An 18,709-nucleotide genomic window follows, 5' to 3' on the forward strand; every position below is an offset into this window, starting at 1 on the left:
ATGAAGGTTATTTTCACCGAGGATGTGCGTGGCAAAGGCAAGCGCGGTCAGGTCAAGGAAGTCCCGGACGGCTACGCCCAGAACTTCCTGATCAAGAATGGTAAGGCCAAGGCCGCTACCGCCCAGGCGATGTCGGCGCTGCGCGGCCAGCAGAAGCTGGAGGAGAAAAAAGACGCCGCGGCCAAGGCCGAGGCCGTCGCCGTCAAGACCCAGCTGGAGAACGACAAGACCGTCGTTCAGATTCAAAGCAAGGCCGGCGCGGATTCCCGCTTGTTCGGCTCGATTCCAAGCAAGCAAATCGCCCAAGCCCTGGAGAAGCAGTACCAGATCAAGGTCGATAAGCGCAAAATGGACCTGCCGGAGCCGATCAAGGCGCTGGGCTACCGCAACGTGAAGGTCAGCCTGTACCCAGGCGTCGACGCCAACATTCGCGTTCACATCACAGAGCTCAAGTAATCACAACCGCGGCGGGTGCGACAGCACGTCGCGGGACTTCACGGGTGAGCGGCGACTCGCCTTCAATCGTGCGACTGGCCGCGGCCACCGCACGATTTTTGAGTTGCGGCGACCGCGACGGGAAAACCGCAAAGCCGGGCGAGGCAAGGGCTGACGCCGCCGCCACCGGCCGAATCGGCGCCGCGTCGCGCGTTGCGTCCGAGCGGTAACTCGGATAAGATAGATGAGACGTATTGCCCGGGAAATATTGAGGAGGTCCGCACATGGATAATCAGATCAGGCGCATGCCACCGGCGAACCTGGACGCGGAAAAGGCGGTGCTGGGCAGTGTTTTGATGTCGCCCGACGCGCTGATCAGCGCGATGGAATTCGTGACCGAGGCCGATTTTTACAAGCGCGGCAACCAACTGGTGTTCCACGCGCTGACCGAGCTGTCGGACCGCGGCGACGCGATCGATGTGCTGACGGTCGAGGACTACCTGACGGCCAACAACCAGCTGGCCGATGTCGGCGGTAACGGCTACATGATCGAGCTGGCCGACGCGGTGCCGACCGCCGCCAACGTCGCCTACTACGCCAAAATCGTGGCGGATAAGGCCCAGTTGCGGCGGCTGATCGAGACCTCCGAGCAGATCATTCAGACCGCTTACGACGAGCAAGACGACGTGCCGACGGTGGTGGAAAACGCCGAAAGCGCGGTGATGGCCGTCAGCGACGGTGGCTCCCGCTCGGGCTTCAAGCCGATCAAGGACGTGCTGAACAGCACGATGGCCGAGATCGACAAGCTGTACCAAAACGACCAGGAGATCACCGGGCTGCCGACCGGCTTCAAGGAGCTGGACCGCATGACCACCGGGTTGCACGACGACGAGCTGATTATTTTGGCCGCCCGGCCGGCCGTCGGGAAAACCGCGTTCGTGCTCAATATTGCGCAAAACGTCGGGACCAAAACCGGCAAGACCGTCGCGATGTTTTCCCTGGAAATGGGCGCCGAGTCGCTGGTCAACCGCATGCTTTGCGCGGAAGGCAGCATCGACGCGCAGCACCTGCGAACCGGCCAGCTCAACGAGGAGGAGTGGCAGCACCTGATCATCGCGATGGGCAGCCTCAGCCAGGCCAGCATCTACATCGACGACACCCCGGGCGTTCGCATGGCGCAGATTCGCTCGCAGTGCCTCAAGCTGCAAAAGGAGCACGAACACACCGAGACCCCGCTGGGCCTGGTGGTGATCGATTACCTGCAGCTGATCGAAGGCTCCGGGCAGGAAAGCCGCCAGCAGGAAGTCAGCGCGATTTCCCGCCAGCTCAAGAAGCTCGCCAAGGAGCTGCACTGCCCGGTCATCGCCTTGTCGCAGCTGTCGCGTGGCGTCGAGCAGCGCCAGGACAAGCGGCCGGTGCTGTCGGACATCCGCGAATCCGGGTCGATCGAACAAGACGCCGACATCGTCGCCTTCCTGTACCGCGACGACTACTACCGCGATCCGGACGGTGATGGTGAAGAAGAGAACAATCACGATGACGACGACCAAAACGTCGGCGAGGTCGAGGTCATCATCGAAAAGAACCGTTCCGGGGCCCGAGGCACGGTCAAGCTGCTGTTCGTGAAGTCGTACAACAAGTTCAGCTCGATCGCCTACACGCCGGGACAGTAACGACATGGATAAGGAGGATGCATCGTGGATGCCATCCTGATGAGCCTGATGGCTGCCTTGAACGAGCAGCTTTTGATCAACATTTACCAGCGCGACACCGAGGACTTTTACACCGGTTACGTTCAGGCGCTGGGCAAAAACAGTGTGCTGGTCGCCACCTACAACGACGCCGGCCTGGCCGACGGCGCGGTTTTGATCAGCTTCGTGGCGATTTCGCAGGTCGAATTCGCCGGTGCCGACCTGGAGGACATGACCTTCCGGATGCGGGTGGCGGCGCAGGACCACTTCAAGTCGCTGCCGGCGACCAAGGCGCCGCTGCACTTCGACGCGACGCGCGACCTCACGCTGCAGCTGGCCACCCAGGTGCAAAAAAGCGGCCAGCTGATCTTGGTGATGCTGGCCGACGACGACGCCTACCTGGAAGGGCAGGTGACCGCGGTTGACACGGACCGGCTGACGCTGTCGGTGTTCAACAAGTTCAATTACACCGATGTGCGGGTGATGCAGGTGGACTTTTCCGACGTGCTGGTCATCGAGTTCCAGGGCCTGGAGCTGCACTTGGAAACCGCGCTGCAGGCCGGTCGCGACCAGCTCAAGCACCTGCCGACGCAGATTCACCAAAACGACGGCCAGCTCCAGGCGGTTTTGGCTACGGCCCAGACCGCGGGGACGCTGGTGGCGGTGATGCCCAAGGGCGGCGCCGATCAGTTCTACGTCGGCCGGGTGCTCGCGCTCAACGCCGAGCTGGTGGTGCTGCGGCTCAAGGACATGGCCGGGCAGTTCGGCGGGTACGTCGCGCTGCGGCTGACGGGGCTTCAAACCGTGACCACGCAAAGCGACTACCTGCAGACCATCGCCTTTTACAGCCGGTGGGTCGCGGCTCACGACATGGAAAAGCAGCCGGTCCTGAACGCCGACCGCGAGTTCGACGCCAGCGGCGACCTGATCGCCAGCCTGATTCAGTCCGCCGCGGCCTTCGACCGGGTCGTGCGGGTGCGAGGCAAGGAATCCGGCGACCAGCTGATGGGGGTGCCGGAGAACGTGACCGCCACCGGCTTCACGATGCATGCTGACGACACCGATGAGGACGTGCCGTTCACCTTCGCCACGGTGCAGGAGTTGGCGTTCGGCCACATCTACGCCTACCTGCAGGAGGCGCGGATGCGGCAGTGAGTTGCAGCACAAAAACGGCGACCCCGCGGGGCCGCCGTTTTTGTGTTGTAAAGCACTAGCCGATGAGGGAGGAGAATACCCAGATCACGATGGCCATGGAAAGCATGATGAAGTAGACGGAGTTCTCCTCCAGCCAGTCGTAGGCGGTGCGGCCCGGCTGCGGCGGCACGGTGGCGTTGGTCTCAGGGTGGTGGCCCGCGTCCGCGCCGCTGGCAGCGGCGTCCTGGCCAAGGACCAGCCGATCCAGTGAAACGTTGAACAGCGTCGCCAGCCGCACCAGCGTCTCGAGGTCTGGCGTCGCGTCGCCCTGCTCCCACTTCGAAATCGTCTGCCGCGTCAGAAACAGCTGCTGCGCCAGTGCCTCCTGCGACCAGCCGCGTTCCTGTCGGTAAGTGCGAACCTGTGTTGCAAATTTCACGGTTGTCACCGCCCTTCTTCACCCACATGATAGCGGTTGCCGACGCCGCTGACCAGACCGAATTTGGCGCAGGGTCGCAACTGGCGGTTGCGGTCGAAATTAGATTATTTCCCGGGAAATGCCCCGACGAGTTGGCGGGATGTTCGGACCGAGGCGGCCACCGGTGGCTGGACCGACCCTGCCGGTGAACGGGGCAGACCTAGGCGCCGTTGCCACGGCGCGAGCGTCATCGTCCTTCGGGTATTTTTGCAACTTGCGACCGGTTGAAGATCTTCGTTCGGATTTTTGATTTTAAATTCCGATATTCAAATGGATCATTCGGCTTTTAACTTGCCGCGGCGGCCAATTGTTGCTAGAATAGCTAGTGGCAATCGCTAAGCGAACGCACATCGCAATTAAGGAGCACATCAACATGGGGACAGTAGTTATCGTAGGCACACAGTGGGGCGACGAAGGGAAGGGGAAAATCACCGACTTCCTGAGCCAAGGCGCCAACGTGATCAGCCGCTACCAAGGCGGGGATAACGCCGGCCACACCATTCACAACAACGGGGTGGTGTACAAGCTGCGGCTGATTCCGTCGGGCATCCTGTACCCGCACCAGCTGTCGGTGATCGGCAACGGCGTCGTGGTCAACCCGAAGTCTTTGGTTGAGGAGCTGGCGACGCTGCGAGCCAAGGGGGTCGCCGGGGACAACCTGCGCATTTCGGACCGCGCCCATGTGATTTTGCCTTACCACATTGCACTGGACAAGGCCCAGGAGGCGGCCAAGGGCGACGGTAAGATTGGCACCACCAACCGCGGCATCGGCCCGGCCTACATGGACAAGGCCGCTCGCGTCGGCATCCGCTTCGCCGACCTGCTGGAGAAAGACACCTTCGAGACCAAGCTTCGCGCTAACCTGGCGGAGAAAAACGCGCTGTTCACGAAGATTTACGGCGTGGCGCCGATCGCCTTCGATGACATTTTCGAGGAATACTACGACTACGGCCAGCAGCTGGCCCAGTACGTCTGCGACACCACGGTGCTTTTGAACGAGGCGCTGGACAAGGGCGAAAACGTCCTGTTCGAAGGGGCGCAAGGCACGATGCTCGACGTCGATCAAGGCACCTACCCGTTCGTCACTAGCTCCAACCCGGCCGGCGGCGTGGCTACCGGCACCGGCGTCGGCGCCAGCCGCATCGACCGCGTGGCCGGCGTCGCCAAGGCCTACACCTCCCGCGTCGGCGACGGACCCTTCCCAACCGAGCTGTTCGATGCGGATGGCCACTTCATTCGCGAGGCCGGTCACGAGTACGGCACCGTCACCGGGCGGCCGCGCCGCATCGGCTGGTTCGACGCCGTGGTGGTGCGTCACGCCTGCCGCGTCGCCGGCGTCACCGACCTGTGCCTGAACTCCGTGGATGTGCTGACCGGCCTGGCCAGCGTAAAAATCTGCACGGGCTACAAGCTGGGCGGCGAGCTGATCACCCGCTACCCGGCCTCTTTGAAGGAGCTGGCCGCTTGCGAGCCGGTTTACGAGACGCTGCCGGGCTGGACGGAAGACATCACCGCCGCCAAGACCCTGGAAGACCTGCCGGCCAACGCCCGGGCCTACGTCGAACGCATTGCTGAGCTGATCGGCGTCGACCTGTTGACCTTCTCCGTTGGCCCGGACCGCGAGCAGACCAACATTTTGGCCAACATCTGGGACAAGCTCTAAACACGCGTTAAGGTAGACGCAAATCAGGCGCTGCTGCCATCACCATCACGGTGATCGGCGGCAGCGCCTTTTTGGGCGGCAATGGCTACTCGCGGATGCCCAGCAGGTCGTAGGGGCTTAAGAAGCGCGTGTTCATGATGATGGCGCAGACGGTGGCGGGTTCTTCGGGCTTGGCCGACTGCAGCCAGGTCTTGGTGATGGCGAAGAGACCGGAGAGAATCAGCTCCCAGGCGTAGTCCTCCGGGATGTACTTGGTCATCGTGATCTGCCCCTTGATGCGATCCAGCCCGTCGCCGATCGCGTCGCGCAGCAGGCGCTTGAGCCGCAGCTCGAACCTGGGGTCGCCGTTGGGGCCGAACAGCGCCTTGAACAAGTCGAACTCGTTGGCCACTAGGCTCACGACGTTTTCGACCACGGGGTAGGTGTAGATGCCGTTGGTCTTCACCGACTGGTAGGTCATGGTACCGGTCAGATTGGTGGCCAGCAGCTTGGTGATGGTCGCGACCAGCCGGTCCTCGTATTGCGTCAGCAGGTCGTACTTGTCGACGTAATGCAGGTAAAACGTGCCGCGGTTGATGCCGGCGCGAACGCTCAGGTCACGCACCGAAATTTTCTCGAAAGTCTTGGTCTGCAGCAGGTCGACGAAGGCGGCCTTGATGCTCGCCTCGGTTTCAACGCTTTTTTTATGCAATGCGGTTCCCCCGTCCTATTTTGAGTCAATTATTCCCCGTTTCAGAAAATAAATCAACACCGTGTTCAGCGACAGACCGCTAGGGACAAGGACTCCGGGCGTTTATGACATTTAACTCAACACTCCGGTTGATTCTGATTATTGCTGTGCGTCAGTTGGAACCGTAAGATGAGTGACGTTGTGAACACCGTGTTGAGTACGCAAAAATTCTGGTTTGGAGATGGCTTCATGGACGGCATCATCGATACACATACGCATTACCTGCCGCAGGTCTACACCGCGGCCCTCAAGCGCCACATTCCCGGCGATCCCGACGGCTGGCCGACGCCGAGCTGGCGGCCGGCGACCACGCTGGGCTTCATGCACCAGCACAACATCCGCTACTCGCTGTTGTCGCTGTCGTCGCCGCACTTCAACTTCGGCGACAAGCAAGAGACGCTGACAATCGCCCGGGAGGCCAACGCGGAGGGCGAGCGGTTGACGCTGGCGCATCCGGACCAGCTCGGCTACCTGGCGTCGCTGCCGCTGCCCTACGCGGAGGCGGCGGTGGCCGAGATCGACTGGGCCCTGACCCATTCGGCGCGGGGCTTCACCGTGCCGACCAACACCCGCGGCCTGTACTTCGGCACCCCGATTTTCGATGCGGTCTACGCGAAGCTGAACGCCGAAAAAGCGCTGGTGGCGCTGCACCCTAACCAGCCGGCCGCGCTGCCGTTGAACGTCAACATCGACATGCCGACGCCTTTGATGGGCTTTTTCATCGACACCACCATGACGTTCATGAACTTGCTCAAGTACCACTTCTTCGACCGCTTCCCGGACATTCGCCTGATCGTGCCTCACGCCGGCGCCTTCCTGGGCATCTTGGCCGACCGCGACGCGCCGTTCGTCAAGCAGACCTACCAAAGCGACCTGTATGCGGCGCTGCAGCACGTCTACTTCGACACGGCCGGTGCCGTGTTCCCGCGGCAGCTGCCGACGCTGTTGACCCTGACCGACGAGCACCACATTCTCTACGGCAGCGACATTCCCTACACCAGCTCACCGCTTGCGGGGCAGTTGCTCAGTATGTTCACCCAAAGCGGCGAGCAGGCGGCCAAGAAGCAGCGGCTGATTCAAACCGCGCATCACTTCGACCACTTTTTCGAAAAACGCGCCAAGCTCGCGCGGATTCCCCAGCTGCTGGACATTGAGGTGAAGATGATGAACGGGGCGGAGATCGTGACGCCGCAGCTGCAGCGCGAAATTCTGACCACCAACGCCGAGCAACTGCTCGCCATGTAACAAGGAGGACTCCCAGTGAAACGATTCATCGAACACCACATCGGCGCCTTGCTCGCCTGGCTAATCATCGTGATCGTGGCGGTGGCCGGCATGCCCGACACCGCCGCCTTGGTTCGCGAACGCGGCGACATCCGCGTTCCCAAGACGATGCAAAGCCAGGTGGCGACGGCCATTCAAAACAAGTGGGGTAAGGGCCAAAGTAACGCCCGGCAGGTGGCCGTGGTGTTCAGCAACGGCGACGCCAAGCTGACGGCAAGCCAGCGGCAAAGCGTGGCCCAAACCGTGACCTTCCTGCAAAACAACCGCGCCAAGTACCACATCAAGTCAATCATGGCGCCGTCGGACAACGCGGAGACCAAAAAGCAGCTGGTGGCCAAGGACGGCACGACCCAGATTGTGCAGCTGATGGTCGGCAAGCAACAAACCGTCCGGCAGATGACCGCGACGCTTGAAAAGGCGGTCCAAACCAAACACGTCACCACCTACGTGACCGGCGCCGACATTTTGACCGATGACTTCAACCAGGCGACGGAGGCCGGCATCAAGAAAACCGAGGTAATCGCCGCGGTGTTCATCTTCGTCGTGCTGATTCTGGTGTTCCGCTCGCCGGTGGTGCCGGTGATCTCCCTGGCCACGGTCGGCGTCTCGCTGCTGGTCAGCCTGAGCCTGGTGATGAACCTGGTCAAGTTTCTCGGCTTTCCGCTTTCCGCCTTCACCCAGGTCTTCATGGTGGTGATCTTGTTCGGCATCGGCACGGATTACAATATCCTGCTGTACGACCAGTTCAAGGAGGAGCTGGCCGCGGGACAATCGAACACCGAGGCGGCGGCCAAGGCGCGGCGCGTCGCCGGGCGAACCATTTTGTACAGCGGCTCGTCGGTTTTGATCGGCTTTTCCGCCCTGGGGCTGGCGAAGTTCTCGATCTACCAATCCGCGGTCGGCGTGGCCGTCGGGGTGGCGGTGCTTTTGGTGGTGCTCTTGACGCTCAATCCGTTCTTCATGGCGACGTTGGGCAAGCGGCTGTTTTGGCCGACCAAGGACTTCACCGGCGGCAGCCGCAGCCGGTTCTGGAAGGCGCTGGCCAGCCGCTCGGTGCTGCACCCGCTGATTGCCCTGGCGCTGGTCGCCCTTTGCGCGGTGCCGGTGCTGCTCGGCTACAACGGCTCTTTGAACTACGACACCGTGGTTGAGCTCGGCGCGAAGGTGCCAGCCAAGCAGGGCTTCAAGGTGATCCAGGCCCATTACTCCAAGGGGACCGCGGAGCCTTCCACTTTGTACATTCAAAGCGACAAGAAGCTGGCGGCCAATCAGTACCTGAAGGTGATCGACCAGCTGACCCGCAAGCTGCAGCAAGACCCGAGCATCGAGACGGTCGCCTCGGTCACCCAGCCCGGCGGCAGCGAGATCAGCGACCTGTACGTCAAAAAGCAGTTGGGCACCGTGACCAGTGGCATGACCCAGGCTCGCACCGGGCTGGGCGAGATCAACCGCGGCCTGCAGTCGGCCAGCTCGCAGCTCGCCGGCGCCGACATGGCCAGCGGCCTGGCCGGGGTGCGGCAGCTTGTGTCCGGCACGGACCAGCTTCTGGCCGGGTCCAAGCAGCTGCAATCCGGCACCGGGCAGCTGGCGACCGGTGCCAACACCCTGAACCAAGGCGTCGGTCAGTACACGGGGGCGGTGACGCAGCTCAACGCCGGTACGACGCAGCTGGCGGCCAATTCACCCCAGCTTGAGGCCGGCGTCACCCAGCTGACGCAGCAGACCCAGGCGCTGCCCCTGGCCGTGGCGGGGCTTACGGCCTACACCACCGGCATCAACGGCGGCATCGCCCAGATTAACGGGGCGTTGGCCGACAACGCCGCGGCGTTCGGCCAACTGGCGGCGGCGCAGACGCAGATGCAGGCGCTGACGGCCCAAACCGCGACGATGAGAACCCAGCTGGCCTCCGCGCAGAAGCTGGCGCCGCAGCTGACTGCCGCCATCAAGCTGCTCGATCAGCTCCAAGCCGCCAAGGCCGACTTGACCGCGCTGCAGACCAAGGCGACCGGGCTGACCAAGACGCTGGCGACGGTTCGCACGACGATGACCCAAGTGGCGCTGCGCAACGTGGCCGCCACCGCGGCGGAACGCGCGATCATCACGCAGGCGCAGGCCATCCTGGCCGACGACACGGCCAGCACCGCCGCCAAGAAGGCCGCACAGACCATTGTGACCAAGGCCCAGGCCAACCTGAGCGACAACCTGCAGGCCAACACCAAGGCGATCAGCGGCGTCGCCAGCCAGGCCAGCGCCTTGACGCTGCCTGATCTGACCAAGCTGCGCGAGCTCGCCGCCGCCTTGCCGAGCGACGATGACATCGCCGAGCTGAAAAGCGAGTTGCAAAACGCGCAGGCGCTGATGGAATCGGCCGCCGGTATGCTGGATCAAGCCGACGCGCTGAGCGGCCAGACCGCCAAGCTGGGCGAGCTGACCTCGGCCTTGACTCAGCTGCAAGCCGGGCTCAAGACCCTGCAGACCAACTCCAACGCCGCCGTTCAGATCGCCACGCAGCTCAACGCCGGCGTGAACGGTTCGGGGGTTGACCTGAGCAGCCAAAAGACGATTCAAAACACGATTCAAAACGCCGCGATGACGCGGCAGCTGGCCACCTTGACCAGCGGCGTGTCGCAGTACGTGAGCGGCGTCAACCAGGTGGCGAGCGGCACCAGCCAGCTGGCCGCCAACTCCGCCGGCCTGTCGTCGGGTGCCGCGCAGCTTTTGGCCGGCTCCCAGCAGCTCGCCGCCAACGTGCCGGCCTTAACCAGCGGCCTGACCCAGGAACGCGCTGGGCAGCAGACCATGTACAACACGCTGGTCGGGCTGACCGGGCAGATGACGCAGCTGCAAACCGGGCTCGGCTCGGCCACCGCCGGCCTGACCCAGATCGATGCCGGCGTCCAAACCGCCAACGGCTACCTCACCGGCCTCAAGCGTTCCGCCGCGGCCAAGGAGTTCTACATTCCCAAGGCGCAGCTGACGGGCAAGGCCTTCAAGCCGGCGCTTGACCAGTACCTGTCCAAGGACCAGACCGCGACGCAGCTCACGCTGGTTTTCAAGGTCGATCCGGCCTCCGCAAGGGCGATGGCCAAGGTCACCGCGCTGCAAAAAGAGGTTCAAAACCAGCTCCGCGGCACGGCGCTGGCCGGCGCCACGGTGGCGATCGGCGGCCAGACTGCGTTCACCGCGGATACCCGCGACGTCGCGTCCAGCGACTTCATGCGTACCGCCGTCATCATGCTGGTCGGCATCGCGCTGGCCCTGATGGTGGTGACCCGCTCGCTGCTGCAGCCGGTGTACATCCTCGGGACGCTGCTGCTGGCCTACTTCTCCTCGCTCACGCTGACGCGCCTGCTCAGCGCGGCGCTGCTCGGCCAGGCCGAGCTGACGTGGAACACGCCGTTCTTCGGCTTCATCATGCTGATTGCGCTGGGCGTCGACTACAGCATTTTCCTGATGATGAAGTACCGTGAGTTCGGCCGCGAGCTGGCGCCAAGCCGCGCCATGGTCCAGGCCGCCGAGATCATCGGCGCCGTGGTCATCTCCGCGGCGATCATTCTCGGCGGGACCTTCGCCGCCTTGATGCCATCCGGCGTTCTGACGCTGATTCAGGTCGCCATCACCGTGATCATCGGGCTGATCATTCTGGTGGTGCTGCTACCGATCATTCTGTCGGCGAGCGTCGCCTTGACCTACGACCGGCACGACGCGTAACTGAAAAACCCCGCAAGAAGCGACTGTTTGGGTCGCCTCTTGCGGGGTTTTTGGTGTGAGAGCCACCGCCGTTTGGCCAAAAAAATACCACGAGCAAGCTCGTGGCAGTGGTCGGGTGCGGGAACCTTCAGAACGCCGAAGCGCCGATTCCGTACCCCGACCGTGGTTTGGCACCGTCGTTCAGTATCGCATGTTTGCGCGGCGGCGTCAACGGGAATCGGCGGCAGGGGCGGCGTCCAGCCTTGAACACCGTGGCAACGCGCTATGTCGATGCGGTCACCCGGTTGCTCGAAGCAATCGTCAAGCTGAAAAAGGCATTCCGGAAATTACGGAAATGAGGACGCAAAACGCCGCCCGTTTTTAACTCTGACCGGTTAACTCGGCGGCGTTGTGTGACTCAGTTCATCTGAGGACCACCGTTGTCAAACGGTCGTCTGCTCAAGGGCGACACGGTTAGCAGCGTGTTGCCCTTTGCATTTTCAGTATAGCATGTCCGCATCATCACCGTAAAGCGGCGACCGTGGCCGCCTCACGCACCGCCTGGGGCAGGTCGGCCGCCTCCGCGAAGCCGGCCAGCCAGTTTCGCGCAATGTTCAGCGCGTGGTTGTGGTAGTAGTTCCGGTCGCGCTTGTTCGAGTAGGGCAGCACGGGGGCGGTGGCGACGGACTTGGCCGCCGCCGTCAGCCGCGGAATCACGATCGCGTTAAGCGCCGCCTGCTGCGCCGGCGTCCCGTTGTGCCACGCCAGGCGGTAGTCGTTGACGCCGATGAAGTTCTCGTACTCGCGCTGCGGCAGCGCGTCGATCAGGGCCTGCACCGCGGCTTCGCCGGATGGCACCTCGGTCAGATTATTGTCTTGAAAAATGAGCATGGGAAAACCTCCACTTTTTATATTAAAAGAAGGCCGCACACGTATGCACGACCTCCCAAGTGGTTGATCTGCATCCGTCTATGGTGGGGCACGTTGCCTTCTACGGTACGTTGCCGGTTGGTCACAGTGCATAGCCACTACCAACACTCTTGATACATACAGTCTTCTTTGATTACATCGTAACCGATGTGTAGGGGAATAGCAAGGGGCGAGAGCGCCCTGACAAACGATGTGAGGTCGTGATACACTGGCGGGGCTGGGAGCTCTGCATACCCCAGGGTGATATCGCATCTCCTGGCGGTGAGTTCTCCGTTGTCCGTTCTCTTCACACTGGTGCTCGCCCCCGCGGCGGCAACATTGCTGGCTCAGTTTATCACAGGCCTTTGGGCTGAGTGGCGTCATGCAAGCCAGCACCCTGGTCGACATGCCAGACGCTCGGTAGGTAAACACTGCGTTGTCAACAAGCATCGCAGTAAAAAACCCCGACGTTAATTCATGCGCCGGCCGACAAGCACCGCTCACGGGTCGCACTACTTGTGGGCGGTGTTTTTGCGTGACTGGAGAAAAAACGAGCGTCCCATCTCTGGACGCTCGTCGCCGGCATACATTGGGGCACTACTCCCAATGCGGTTTGTCACCGTGCCGTTCTCTTCAAGGCAATACTACCATATTCGATAGTGTTTGGCTACGTATGCGTACTGCCTTAAACGGGTTCCACCGAGCATCGCCAACGCGTCTAGCTAGGACCGGAACTCGAAGCAAGGAACGCTTCAAGTCCCGGTCCTACGCTAGCCGGTTGGCTAAGCGCTCTGTTCCACCCTCTAAACGGGTTCCACCAGGCAACGCAGACGCGTCCAGCTAGTAAAGGCACTTGGGGCAAAGTGCCGCCCCAAGTGCCTTCACTGCGCTAGCCGGTCTGCTAAACCCGCCTGGCTCCACCCTCTAAACGGGTTCCAAAGCGCAACACGGGAGCGTCCAGCTTGCACCGGCGCTTGAAGCATAACCCGCTTCAAGCACCAGCGCGAAGCTAGCCGTCCCGCTAAACCCGCGCTTTTCCACCCTCTGTTAGTTGGTCATCCCGTCCTCGTACAGCTTGAGCTTACCCTTGACGATGCTTTCGACCAGCTCGCCGTACGGCACGTTTTCGGCCTCGGCCTCCTGCGGGAGCAGGGACAGCGGGGTCATGCCCGGCAGGTTGTTGGCCTCGATCACCCAGACGCCGTCGTCGTTGGTCAGAAAATCGACACGACCGTAGTTTTGCAGGCCGAGGACCTTCATCGTCTGCACGGCGACGCGCTTCATCTCGCTGTGGACGTCGTCGTCGAGGTTGTCCGGCGGGGTCACGAAGTCGGTGTGGCCGGCCTGGAACTTATGCTCGAAGTCGTACCAGCCGTCGTGAACCAGAATCTCGATGGCCGGGAAGGCGTGGCCGTTGACCACGCCCAGCGAGAACTCGCGGCCGGTGATGAATTCCTCGATGATTGCGGAGTTGTCGAAGCGGAACACGTCTGTGAGGCTGTCAACAAGCTCTTGTGCATCATGCACAATGTGGGTCCCGACGGAGGAGCCGCCGGAGGTCGGCTTGACCACGACCGGGTAGCCGAACGGCAGGGTGTGGCCGGTCACGCCTTCGTCGCGGGTGATTTCGACGTAAGCCGCCGTCTTGATGCCGCGCTGCAGCATGATTTCCTTGCTGTAAACCTTGTTCATGGTGATGCCGGACGCGGTCGAGCCGCTGCCGGTGTACTTGATGTTGTTCAGGTCCAGGTAGGCCTGGACCTTCCCGTTCTCGCCGTCGCCGCCGTGCAAGGCGAGAAAGACGATGTCGGCCGCCTGGCAGATGGCCAAGACGTTGGGGCCGAACAGCTGCGTGGTGCCGTCTTGGCGCAGCGCGTTGATGTCCGCGTCGGTCAGGATGGCGTCCGAGATCTTGAGGTCGGCACTGGTGTTGGCGTCGTCAAAAACGCTGACCGGTGCGGCCCCTTCCGGTAGGGCGAACCCCAGGAACAGATCGATGAAGGTGGCCTGGTGTCCCTGCGCCCGCAAGGCGTTGGTGATGCGGTAGCCGCTTGAGATCGAAACATTGCGCTCAGTGCTTCGCCCACCGGCTAGTACGGCAATTTTCATAGGTATTATGCCTCCCGATTGTTTTAGAACCTTAAGCATAACACACCAAACCCTGTTGTGATACAGAAGACACCGCTTTCACCGAACTTTTAGGATTTCGGCCGCGTTAAAATCGAATGAGGACGGTAGCCAGCCGCGTTCGTGATTGCGTATACTAAAATAAAACCAGTGGTACACAATGTTACCGGAGCAGGAGGCGGACTTTTTTTGAAAATCATCACGTACGGTGCCCACGACGACGAGCTGACTTACATGGCGCAGTGGCAGGCGCGAACCGGCCACACGCTTGACATCCACAAGGCGCCGGCGACGGTCGCCAACCTCGCCTGGGCCGCCGGCTACGACGGCATCAACCTGTTGCAGACCACGCCGGTCACCCGCGCGATGTTCGAGCGCATCGCGGCACTCGGCATTCGCTACGTCACCATTCGCAACGTCGGCACCGACAACATCGACCTGGTCGCGGCCCGGGAGCTGGGCGTTCACCTGGCCAACGTGCCGGCGTATTCGCCCAACGCGATTGCCGAGTTCGCGGTCACCGCGACGCTGACGCTGCTGCGGCGGCTGGGGGAAAGCCAGGCGGCGCTTAACGCCGGCGATTACCTGCAGGCGACCAAGTTCATCGGCCGCGAGCTGGCGCAGCAGACCGTCGGCGTGATCGGTGCCGGCCGCATCGGGCGCGAGGCGATCCGGCTTTTTGCGGCGTTCGGGGCCAAGGTCTTGGCCTACGATCCCCACCCGGTGCAAGACGCCAGCCTGGCCTGCCGCTACGTCGACCTGCCGGCGCTGTTGGCGCAAAGCACGGTGGTCGACCTGCACGTGCCGGGCATCGCGGCCAACGACCACCTGATCGACGCCGCGGCGCTGGCCGCGATGCCGCAAGGGGCGCTTTTGATCAACACCGCCCGGGGTAACCTGGTCGACACCCAGGCGCTGATCGCGGCGCTTGAGGCCGGCCACATCGGCGGTGCCGGCATCGATACTTACGAGAACGAATCGGCCAACCTGCTGGCGCTGCACGACCAGGGACGCTTCGAAGACGCCCAGTGGGAGCGGCTTCGGGCGCTGCCGAACGTGCTGTTGACGCCGCACATCGCCTACCACACGGAGACGGCGGTGCAGAACATGGTCGACTTCTCCTTGAATTACCTGGTCGAGTTTCTGACCACCGGTACTACCGCCACCGAGGTGCTGCCGCGGTGAGCTTGCACAACTGAACACATTCACAAGAACGTTCGGCGTATAAAAATTAAAATAAACCGGATTTGCGCTTGAATTTCGGCTCACAATCCCTTACACTGTGTCTATCAAAGGCGAACGAAAGGGTCATCATGGAAAAAATCTTTCAGCTTAAAGCGAATAATACTAAGTTCTCAACCGAAATTATGGCGGGTTTGACGACGTTCTTCGCGATGTCGTACATTCTCTTCGTTAACCCGCAGGTCTTGTCGCAAACCGGGATGCCGTCGCAGGCGGTCTTTTTGGCCACCATCATCGCCAGCGCCGTCGGGACGCTGGTGATGGGGCTTTTCGCCAACGTCCCTTACGCCCTGGCGCCGGGGATGGGGCTCAACGCCTTTTTCACCTACACCGTGGTGTTCGCACTGGGGTACAACTGGAAGCAGGCGCTGGCTTTGGTCTTCATCTGCGGGATGATCAACATCCTGATCACCGTCACCAAGGTGCGGAAGATGATCATCATGGCGATTCCCGAGGTCATGCAACACGCCATCGGCGGCGGGATCGGCGTCTTCATCGCCTACATCGGGCTCAAAAACGCCGGATTTTTGCAGTTCACGTCCGATAGCAGCAACATTTTGAGCATCAACAACGCCGCCTACAACGCGGCGACTAGCAACTACAAGGACGGCGTCACCGGCGTCGTCACCGGCGGCGGCATCGTGCCGGCCCTAGTCAACTTCACCGACCCCGGCGTCCAGCTGGCGCTGATCGGCCTGGTCTTGATGACCATTCTGGTGGTCAAAAAGGTGCCAGGTGCCGTCTTGATCGGCATCGTCGCCGTCACCCTGATCGGTATTCCGATGGGGGTCACCGACCTGACCTTCAACGCCGCCAACAGCCTGGGCAGCTCCTTCTCACAGCTCGGTACCACCTTTGGCGCCGCGTTCTCCCACGCGGGGATGGGGAGTTTGTTCACAAGCCCGACGCAGATTTTCATCTCGCTGATGACAATCTTCGCGTTTAGCTTCTCCGACACCTTCGATACCCTCGGCACCTTCATCGGCACCGGCCGCCGCACCGGCATTTTCTCCGCGGCGGACGAAAAGGCGATGGAGGACGGCCACGGCTTCTCCTCCAAGATGGACAAGGCGCTGTTCGCCGACTCCATCGCCACCAGCATCGGCGCGGTGTTCGGCACCTCTAACACCACGACCTACGTGGAATCCGCCGCCGGCATCGGCGCCGGTGGCCGCACCGGCCTGACCGCGGTCACCACCGCCGTCGCCTTCCTGGTCTCCGCCGTGTTCGCACCGCTGATCTCCATCGTGCCGACTCAGGCCGTCGCCCCGGCCCTGATCCTGGTCGGCGTGATGATGCTGGGCAGCTTCAAGGAAATCGACTGGACCGACCTCGCCGAGGCCGTCCCGGCCTTCATGGCGTCGATCGTCATGGGTCTGGTCTACAACATCTCCTACGGCATCGCGGCCGGCTTCATCTTCTACTGCATCGTCAAGCTGATCACCGGCAAGGCCAAGGAGATTCACCCGATCCTGGCCATCGTCTCGGTCGGCTTCATCCTGAACTTCATCGTGCTGGCGGTGCTGTAAGCCGCCGCGTCAAGATTGTGAAAAAAATGTCGCAGGTCCCCGATCGGTGGGGGCTTGCGACATTTTTGCATACGGGTGGCCTCAAAACTGCAGGAAGCCGTCGTGTTCCGGGTGCAGCAGGGTGACGTCCTCGCCGGCCGCGACCCGGGCGGCGATGGTTGCCTCACCCCAATCGAACATCGCGACCAAAACGGTACGTAGGCTCTTGCCACGCTCGGTGAGGGCGTACTCGACCTTGGGCGGCACCTGGGGGTAGACGGTGCGGCTGACGATGCCGTCTCGCTCAAGTTCGCGCAGCTGCTGCGTCAGCATTTTCTGGGTGATGCCCGGGATGTGGGCGAGCAGGTCGCTCGGCCGGCGGGGGCCGGTGCCCAGGTGGCAGAGGATCACGGGCTTCCACTTGCCGCCGATGACGGCCAGCGTCGCCTCGAGGCCTAACCGGTAAATTGTGGCCATAAACGTTATCGCGCTCCATTTCTTACTTGCAGGTGCCTGACCGACTTTATTGTGGGTACTCGCACAATCGGCCAGTTCGCGTATACTGAATCACGTCGACAAAATGCTAACAAAAAATAAGCAAACCCACAAGGAGAAATGAACATGGACACAAATTTTCTGACCCCGTACCGTTTTCACAATGGCCTGACCGTCAAGAACCGCATCGTGATGAGCCCGATGACCACGATGACCAGCTTCCACAACGGCATGGTCACCACCGACGAGGTCGCCTACTACGCGCGGCGCGGCGGCGGTCCCGGCATGATCATCACCGGCGTCGCCAACGTCGCGGCCAGCGGCAAGGGCTTCGAGGGCGAGCTGTCGGTGGCCACAGACGCGATGATTCCCGGGCTCGCCCGGGTCGCGGCCGCGATTCACCAAGACGGCACCCGCGCGATCCTGCAGATTTTCCACGCCGGGCGCAAGAGCAACCACAAGATTCTGCGCGGCGAGCAGCCGCTCAGCGCAAGCGCCGTGGCGGCCGAGTACCCGGCCGACTCCGAGGTCCCTCGGGCGATGACGGCGGCCGAGATTGACCAGCTGATCGCCGATTTCGCGGCGGCGACGCGCCGCGCGGCCGCCGCCGGCTTCGATGGCGTCGAGCTGCACGGGGCCAACACGTACCTGCTGCAGCAGTTCCTGTCGCCCCACGCCAACCGCCGCAGCGACCAGTGGGGCGGCGACTTGACCCGGCGCATGGCGCTGCCGCTGGCGGTGATCGCCGCCGTCAAGCAGGCGGCCGCGGCGGTGGCGCGGCCGTTCGTCGTCGGCTACCGCCTGTCGCCGGAGGAAATCGAGACGCCGGGGCTGCGGCTGGCCGACACGCTGGCCTTTGCGACGGCGATTCGCGACCAAGTCGACTACCTCCACCTGTCGATGGGCAGCTACAAGCGCAGCTCGCTCAACGACAAGCAAGATACGCAGCCGCTTGTGGCCAAGTTCGCCGCGATTACCGCAGGCCACCTGCCGCTGATCGGCGTTGGCAGCATCGAGCGGCCCGAAGACGCTCAGGCGACGCTTGACCTGGGGGCGGACTTTGCGGCGCTTGGCCGCGAGCTGCTTCGCGAGCCCCAATGGGTCCAAAAGGTCGCGGCGGGGGAGGCGGCAAGCCTGCGCCTCACGCTCAGCCCGGCCGACATGGCCGAGCTGGCGATTCCGCCGGTGATGCAGGTGTACCTGCGCGAGTCGTTCGGTGAGGTGATGCACTTCACGACCGACGCCCAGGCCGCCGCGGATTACCAGGCCCGGCTGGCGCCGATGGAAGGCTTCGAAAAGAAGCTGTAGTCGCCGCGGGGCAGC

General features: G+C 62.4%; 14 protein-coding genes. 9 read left to right on the plus strand and 5 right to left on the minus strand.

All coding sequences use genetic code 11. The features are described from left to right. The 3 genes from rplI to ACYVRZ_RS02705 all read left to right on the plus strand — a co-directional run bounded on the left by rplI (nt 1) and on the right by ACYVRZ_RS02705 (nt 3,281). Nucleotides 1–456, plus strand: coding sequence for a 50S ribosomal protein L9 (gene rplI / locus ACYVRZ_RS02695; protein ID WP_461224578.1), 456 nt, complete (start codon nt 1–3; stop codon nt 454–456). Between the two features lie 263 nt (nt 457–719). After that, nucleotides 720–2,108 carry a replicative DNA helicase gene (gene dnaB / locus ACYVRZ_RS02700; protein WP_262315985.1) on the plus strand — a complete coding sequence of 463 codons (1,389 nt, stop codon included), beginning with the start codon at nt 720–722 and terminating at the stop codon, nt 2,106–2,108. Between the two features lie 24 nt (nt 2,109–2,132). Continuing rightward, nucleotides 2,133–3,281, plus strand: coding sequence for a hypothetical protein (locus ACYVRZ_RS02705; protein ID WP_461224580.1), 1,149 nt, complete (start codon nt 2,133–2,135; stop codon nt 3,279–3,281). Nucleotides 3,282–3,336: 55 nt separating this feature from the next. Here the strand turns inward: ACYVRZ_RS02705 and ACYVRZ_RS02710 are convergent, their stop codons facing one another. Beyond that, on the minus strand, nt 3,337–3,699 hold the full coding sequence (locus tag ACYVRZ_RS02710; protein ID WP_461224582.1) for a helix-turn-helix domain-containing protein: 363 nt from the start codon (nt 3,697–3,699) through the stop codon (nt 3,337–3,339). Nucleotides 3,700–4,111: 412 nt separating this feature from the next. Between ACYVRZ_RS02710 and ACYVRZ_RS02715 the strand changes: the two genes are divergently transcribed. Continuing rightward, nucleotides 4,112–5,401: an adenylosuccinate synthase gene (locus ACYVRZ_RS02715; protein ID WP_461224583.1), complete on the plus strand. Its 1,290-nt coding sequence runs from the start codon at nt 4,112–4,114 to the stop codon at nt 5,399–5,401. An 85-nt stretch (nt 5,402–5,486) separates the two neighbouring features. Here ACYVRZ_RS02715 and ACYVRZ_RS02720 read toward each other — a convergent pair whose 3' ends face one another. Continuing rightward, on the minus strand, nt 5,487–6,092 hold the full coding sequence (locus ACYVRZ_RS02720; protein WP_461224585.1) for a TetR/AcrR family transcriptional regulator C-terminal domain-containing protein: 606 nt from the start codon (nt 6,090–6,092) through the stop codon (nt 5,487–5,489). 228 nt (nt 6,093–6,320) lie between these two features. Between ACYVRZ_RS02720 and ACYVRZ_RS02725 the strand changes: the two genes are divergently transcribed. Then, nucleotides 6,321–7,376: an amidohydrolase family protein gene (locus ACYVRZ_RS02725; protein ID WP_461224900.1), complete on the plus strand. Its 1,056-nt coding sequence runs from the start codon at nt 6,321–6,323 to the stop codon at nt 7,374–7,376. 15 nt (nt 7,377–7,391) lie between these two features. Next, nucleotides 7,392–11,126 carry an MMPL family transporter gene (locus ACYVRZ_RS02730; RefSeq protein ID WP_461224587.1) on the plus strand — a complete coding sequence of 1,245 codons (3,735 nt, stop codon included), beginning with the start codon at nt 7,392–7,394 and terminating at the stop codon, nt 11,124–11,126. A gap of 501 nt (nt 11,127–11,627) precedes the next feature. Here ACYVRZ_RS02730 and ACYVRZ_RS02735 read toward each other — a convergent pair. Both ACYVRZ_RS02735 and ACYVRZ_RS02740 read right to left on the minus strand, forming a co-directional pair. Next, entirely contained in the window at nt 11,628–11,996 is a 369-nt protein-coding gene (locus tag ACYVRZ_RS02735) for a hypothetical protein (protein ID WP_461224589.1), read from the minus strand. 1,065 nt (nt 11,997–13,061) lie between these two features. After that, complete coding sequence (locus ACYVRZ_RS02740; RefSeq protein WP_461224591.1) at nt 13,062–14,123, minus strand: D-alanine--D-alanine ligase family protein; 1,062 nt, start codon at nt 14,121–14,123, stop codon at nt 13,062–13,064. Between the two features lie 207 nt (nt 14,124–14,330). On the opposite strand from ACYVRZ_RS02740, the gene ACYVRZ_RS02745 reads away from it, so the two are divergent. Continuing rightward, a complete protein-coding gene (locus tag ACYVRZ_RS02745; protein ID WP_461224593.1) occupies nt 14,331–15,326 on the plus strand; it encodes a D-2-hydroxyacid dehydrogenase in 996 nt (331 codons plus the stop codon). 128 nt (nt 15,327–15,454) lie between these two features. Beyond that, entirely contained in the window at nt 15,455–16,912 is a 1,458-nt protein-coding gene (locus ACYVRZ_RS02750) for an NCS2 family permease (RefSeq protein ID WP_461224595.1), read from the plus strand. 81 nt (nt 16,913–16,993) lie between these two features. Here the strand turns inward: ACYVRZ_RS02750 and ACYVRZ_RS02755 are convergent, their stop codons facing one another. Beyond that, nucleotides 16,994–17,368 (minus strand): winged helix-turn-helix transcriptional regulator, encoded by a 375-nt coding sequence (locus ACYVRZ_RS02755; protein ID WP_461224597.1) that lies wholly within the window; start codon nt 17,366–17,368, stop codon nt 16,994–16,996. Between the two features lie 144 nt (nt 17,369–17,512). On the opposite strand from ACYVRZ_RS02755, the gene ACYVRZ_RS02760 reads away from it, so the two are divergent. Further along, nucleotides 17,513–18,694, plus strand: coding sequence for an NADH-dependent flavin oxidoreductase (locus ACYVRZ_RS02760; RefSeq protein ID WP_461224598.1), 1,182 nt, complete (start codon nt 17,513–17,515; stop codon nt 18,692–18,694). The last annotated feature ends 15 nt before the right edge of the window (nt 18,695–18,709 follow it).

It is taken from the genome of Lacticaseibacillus suihuaensis (genome assembly GCF_054785075.1).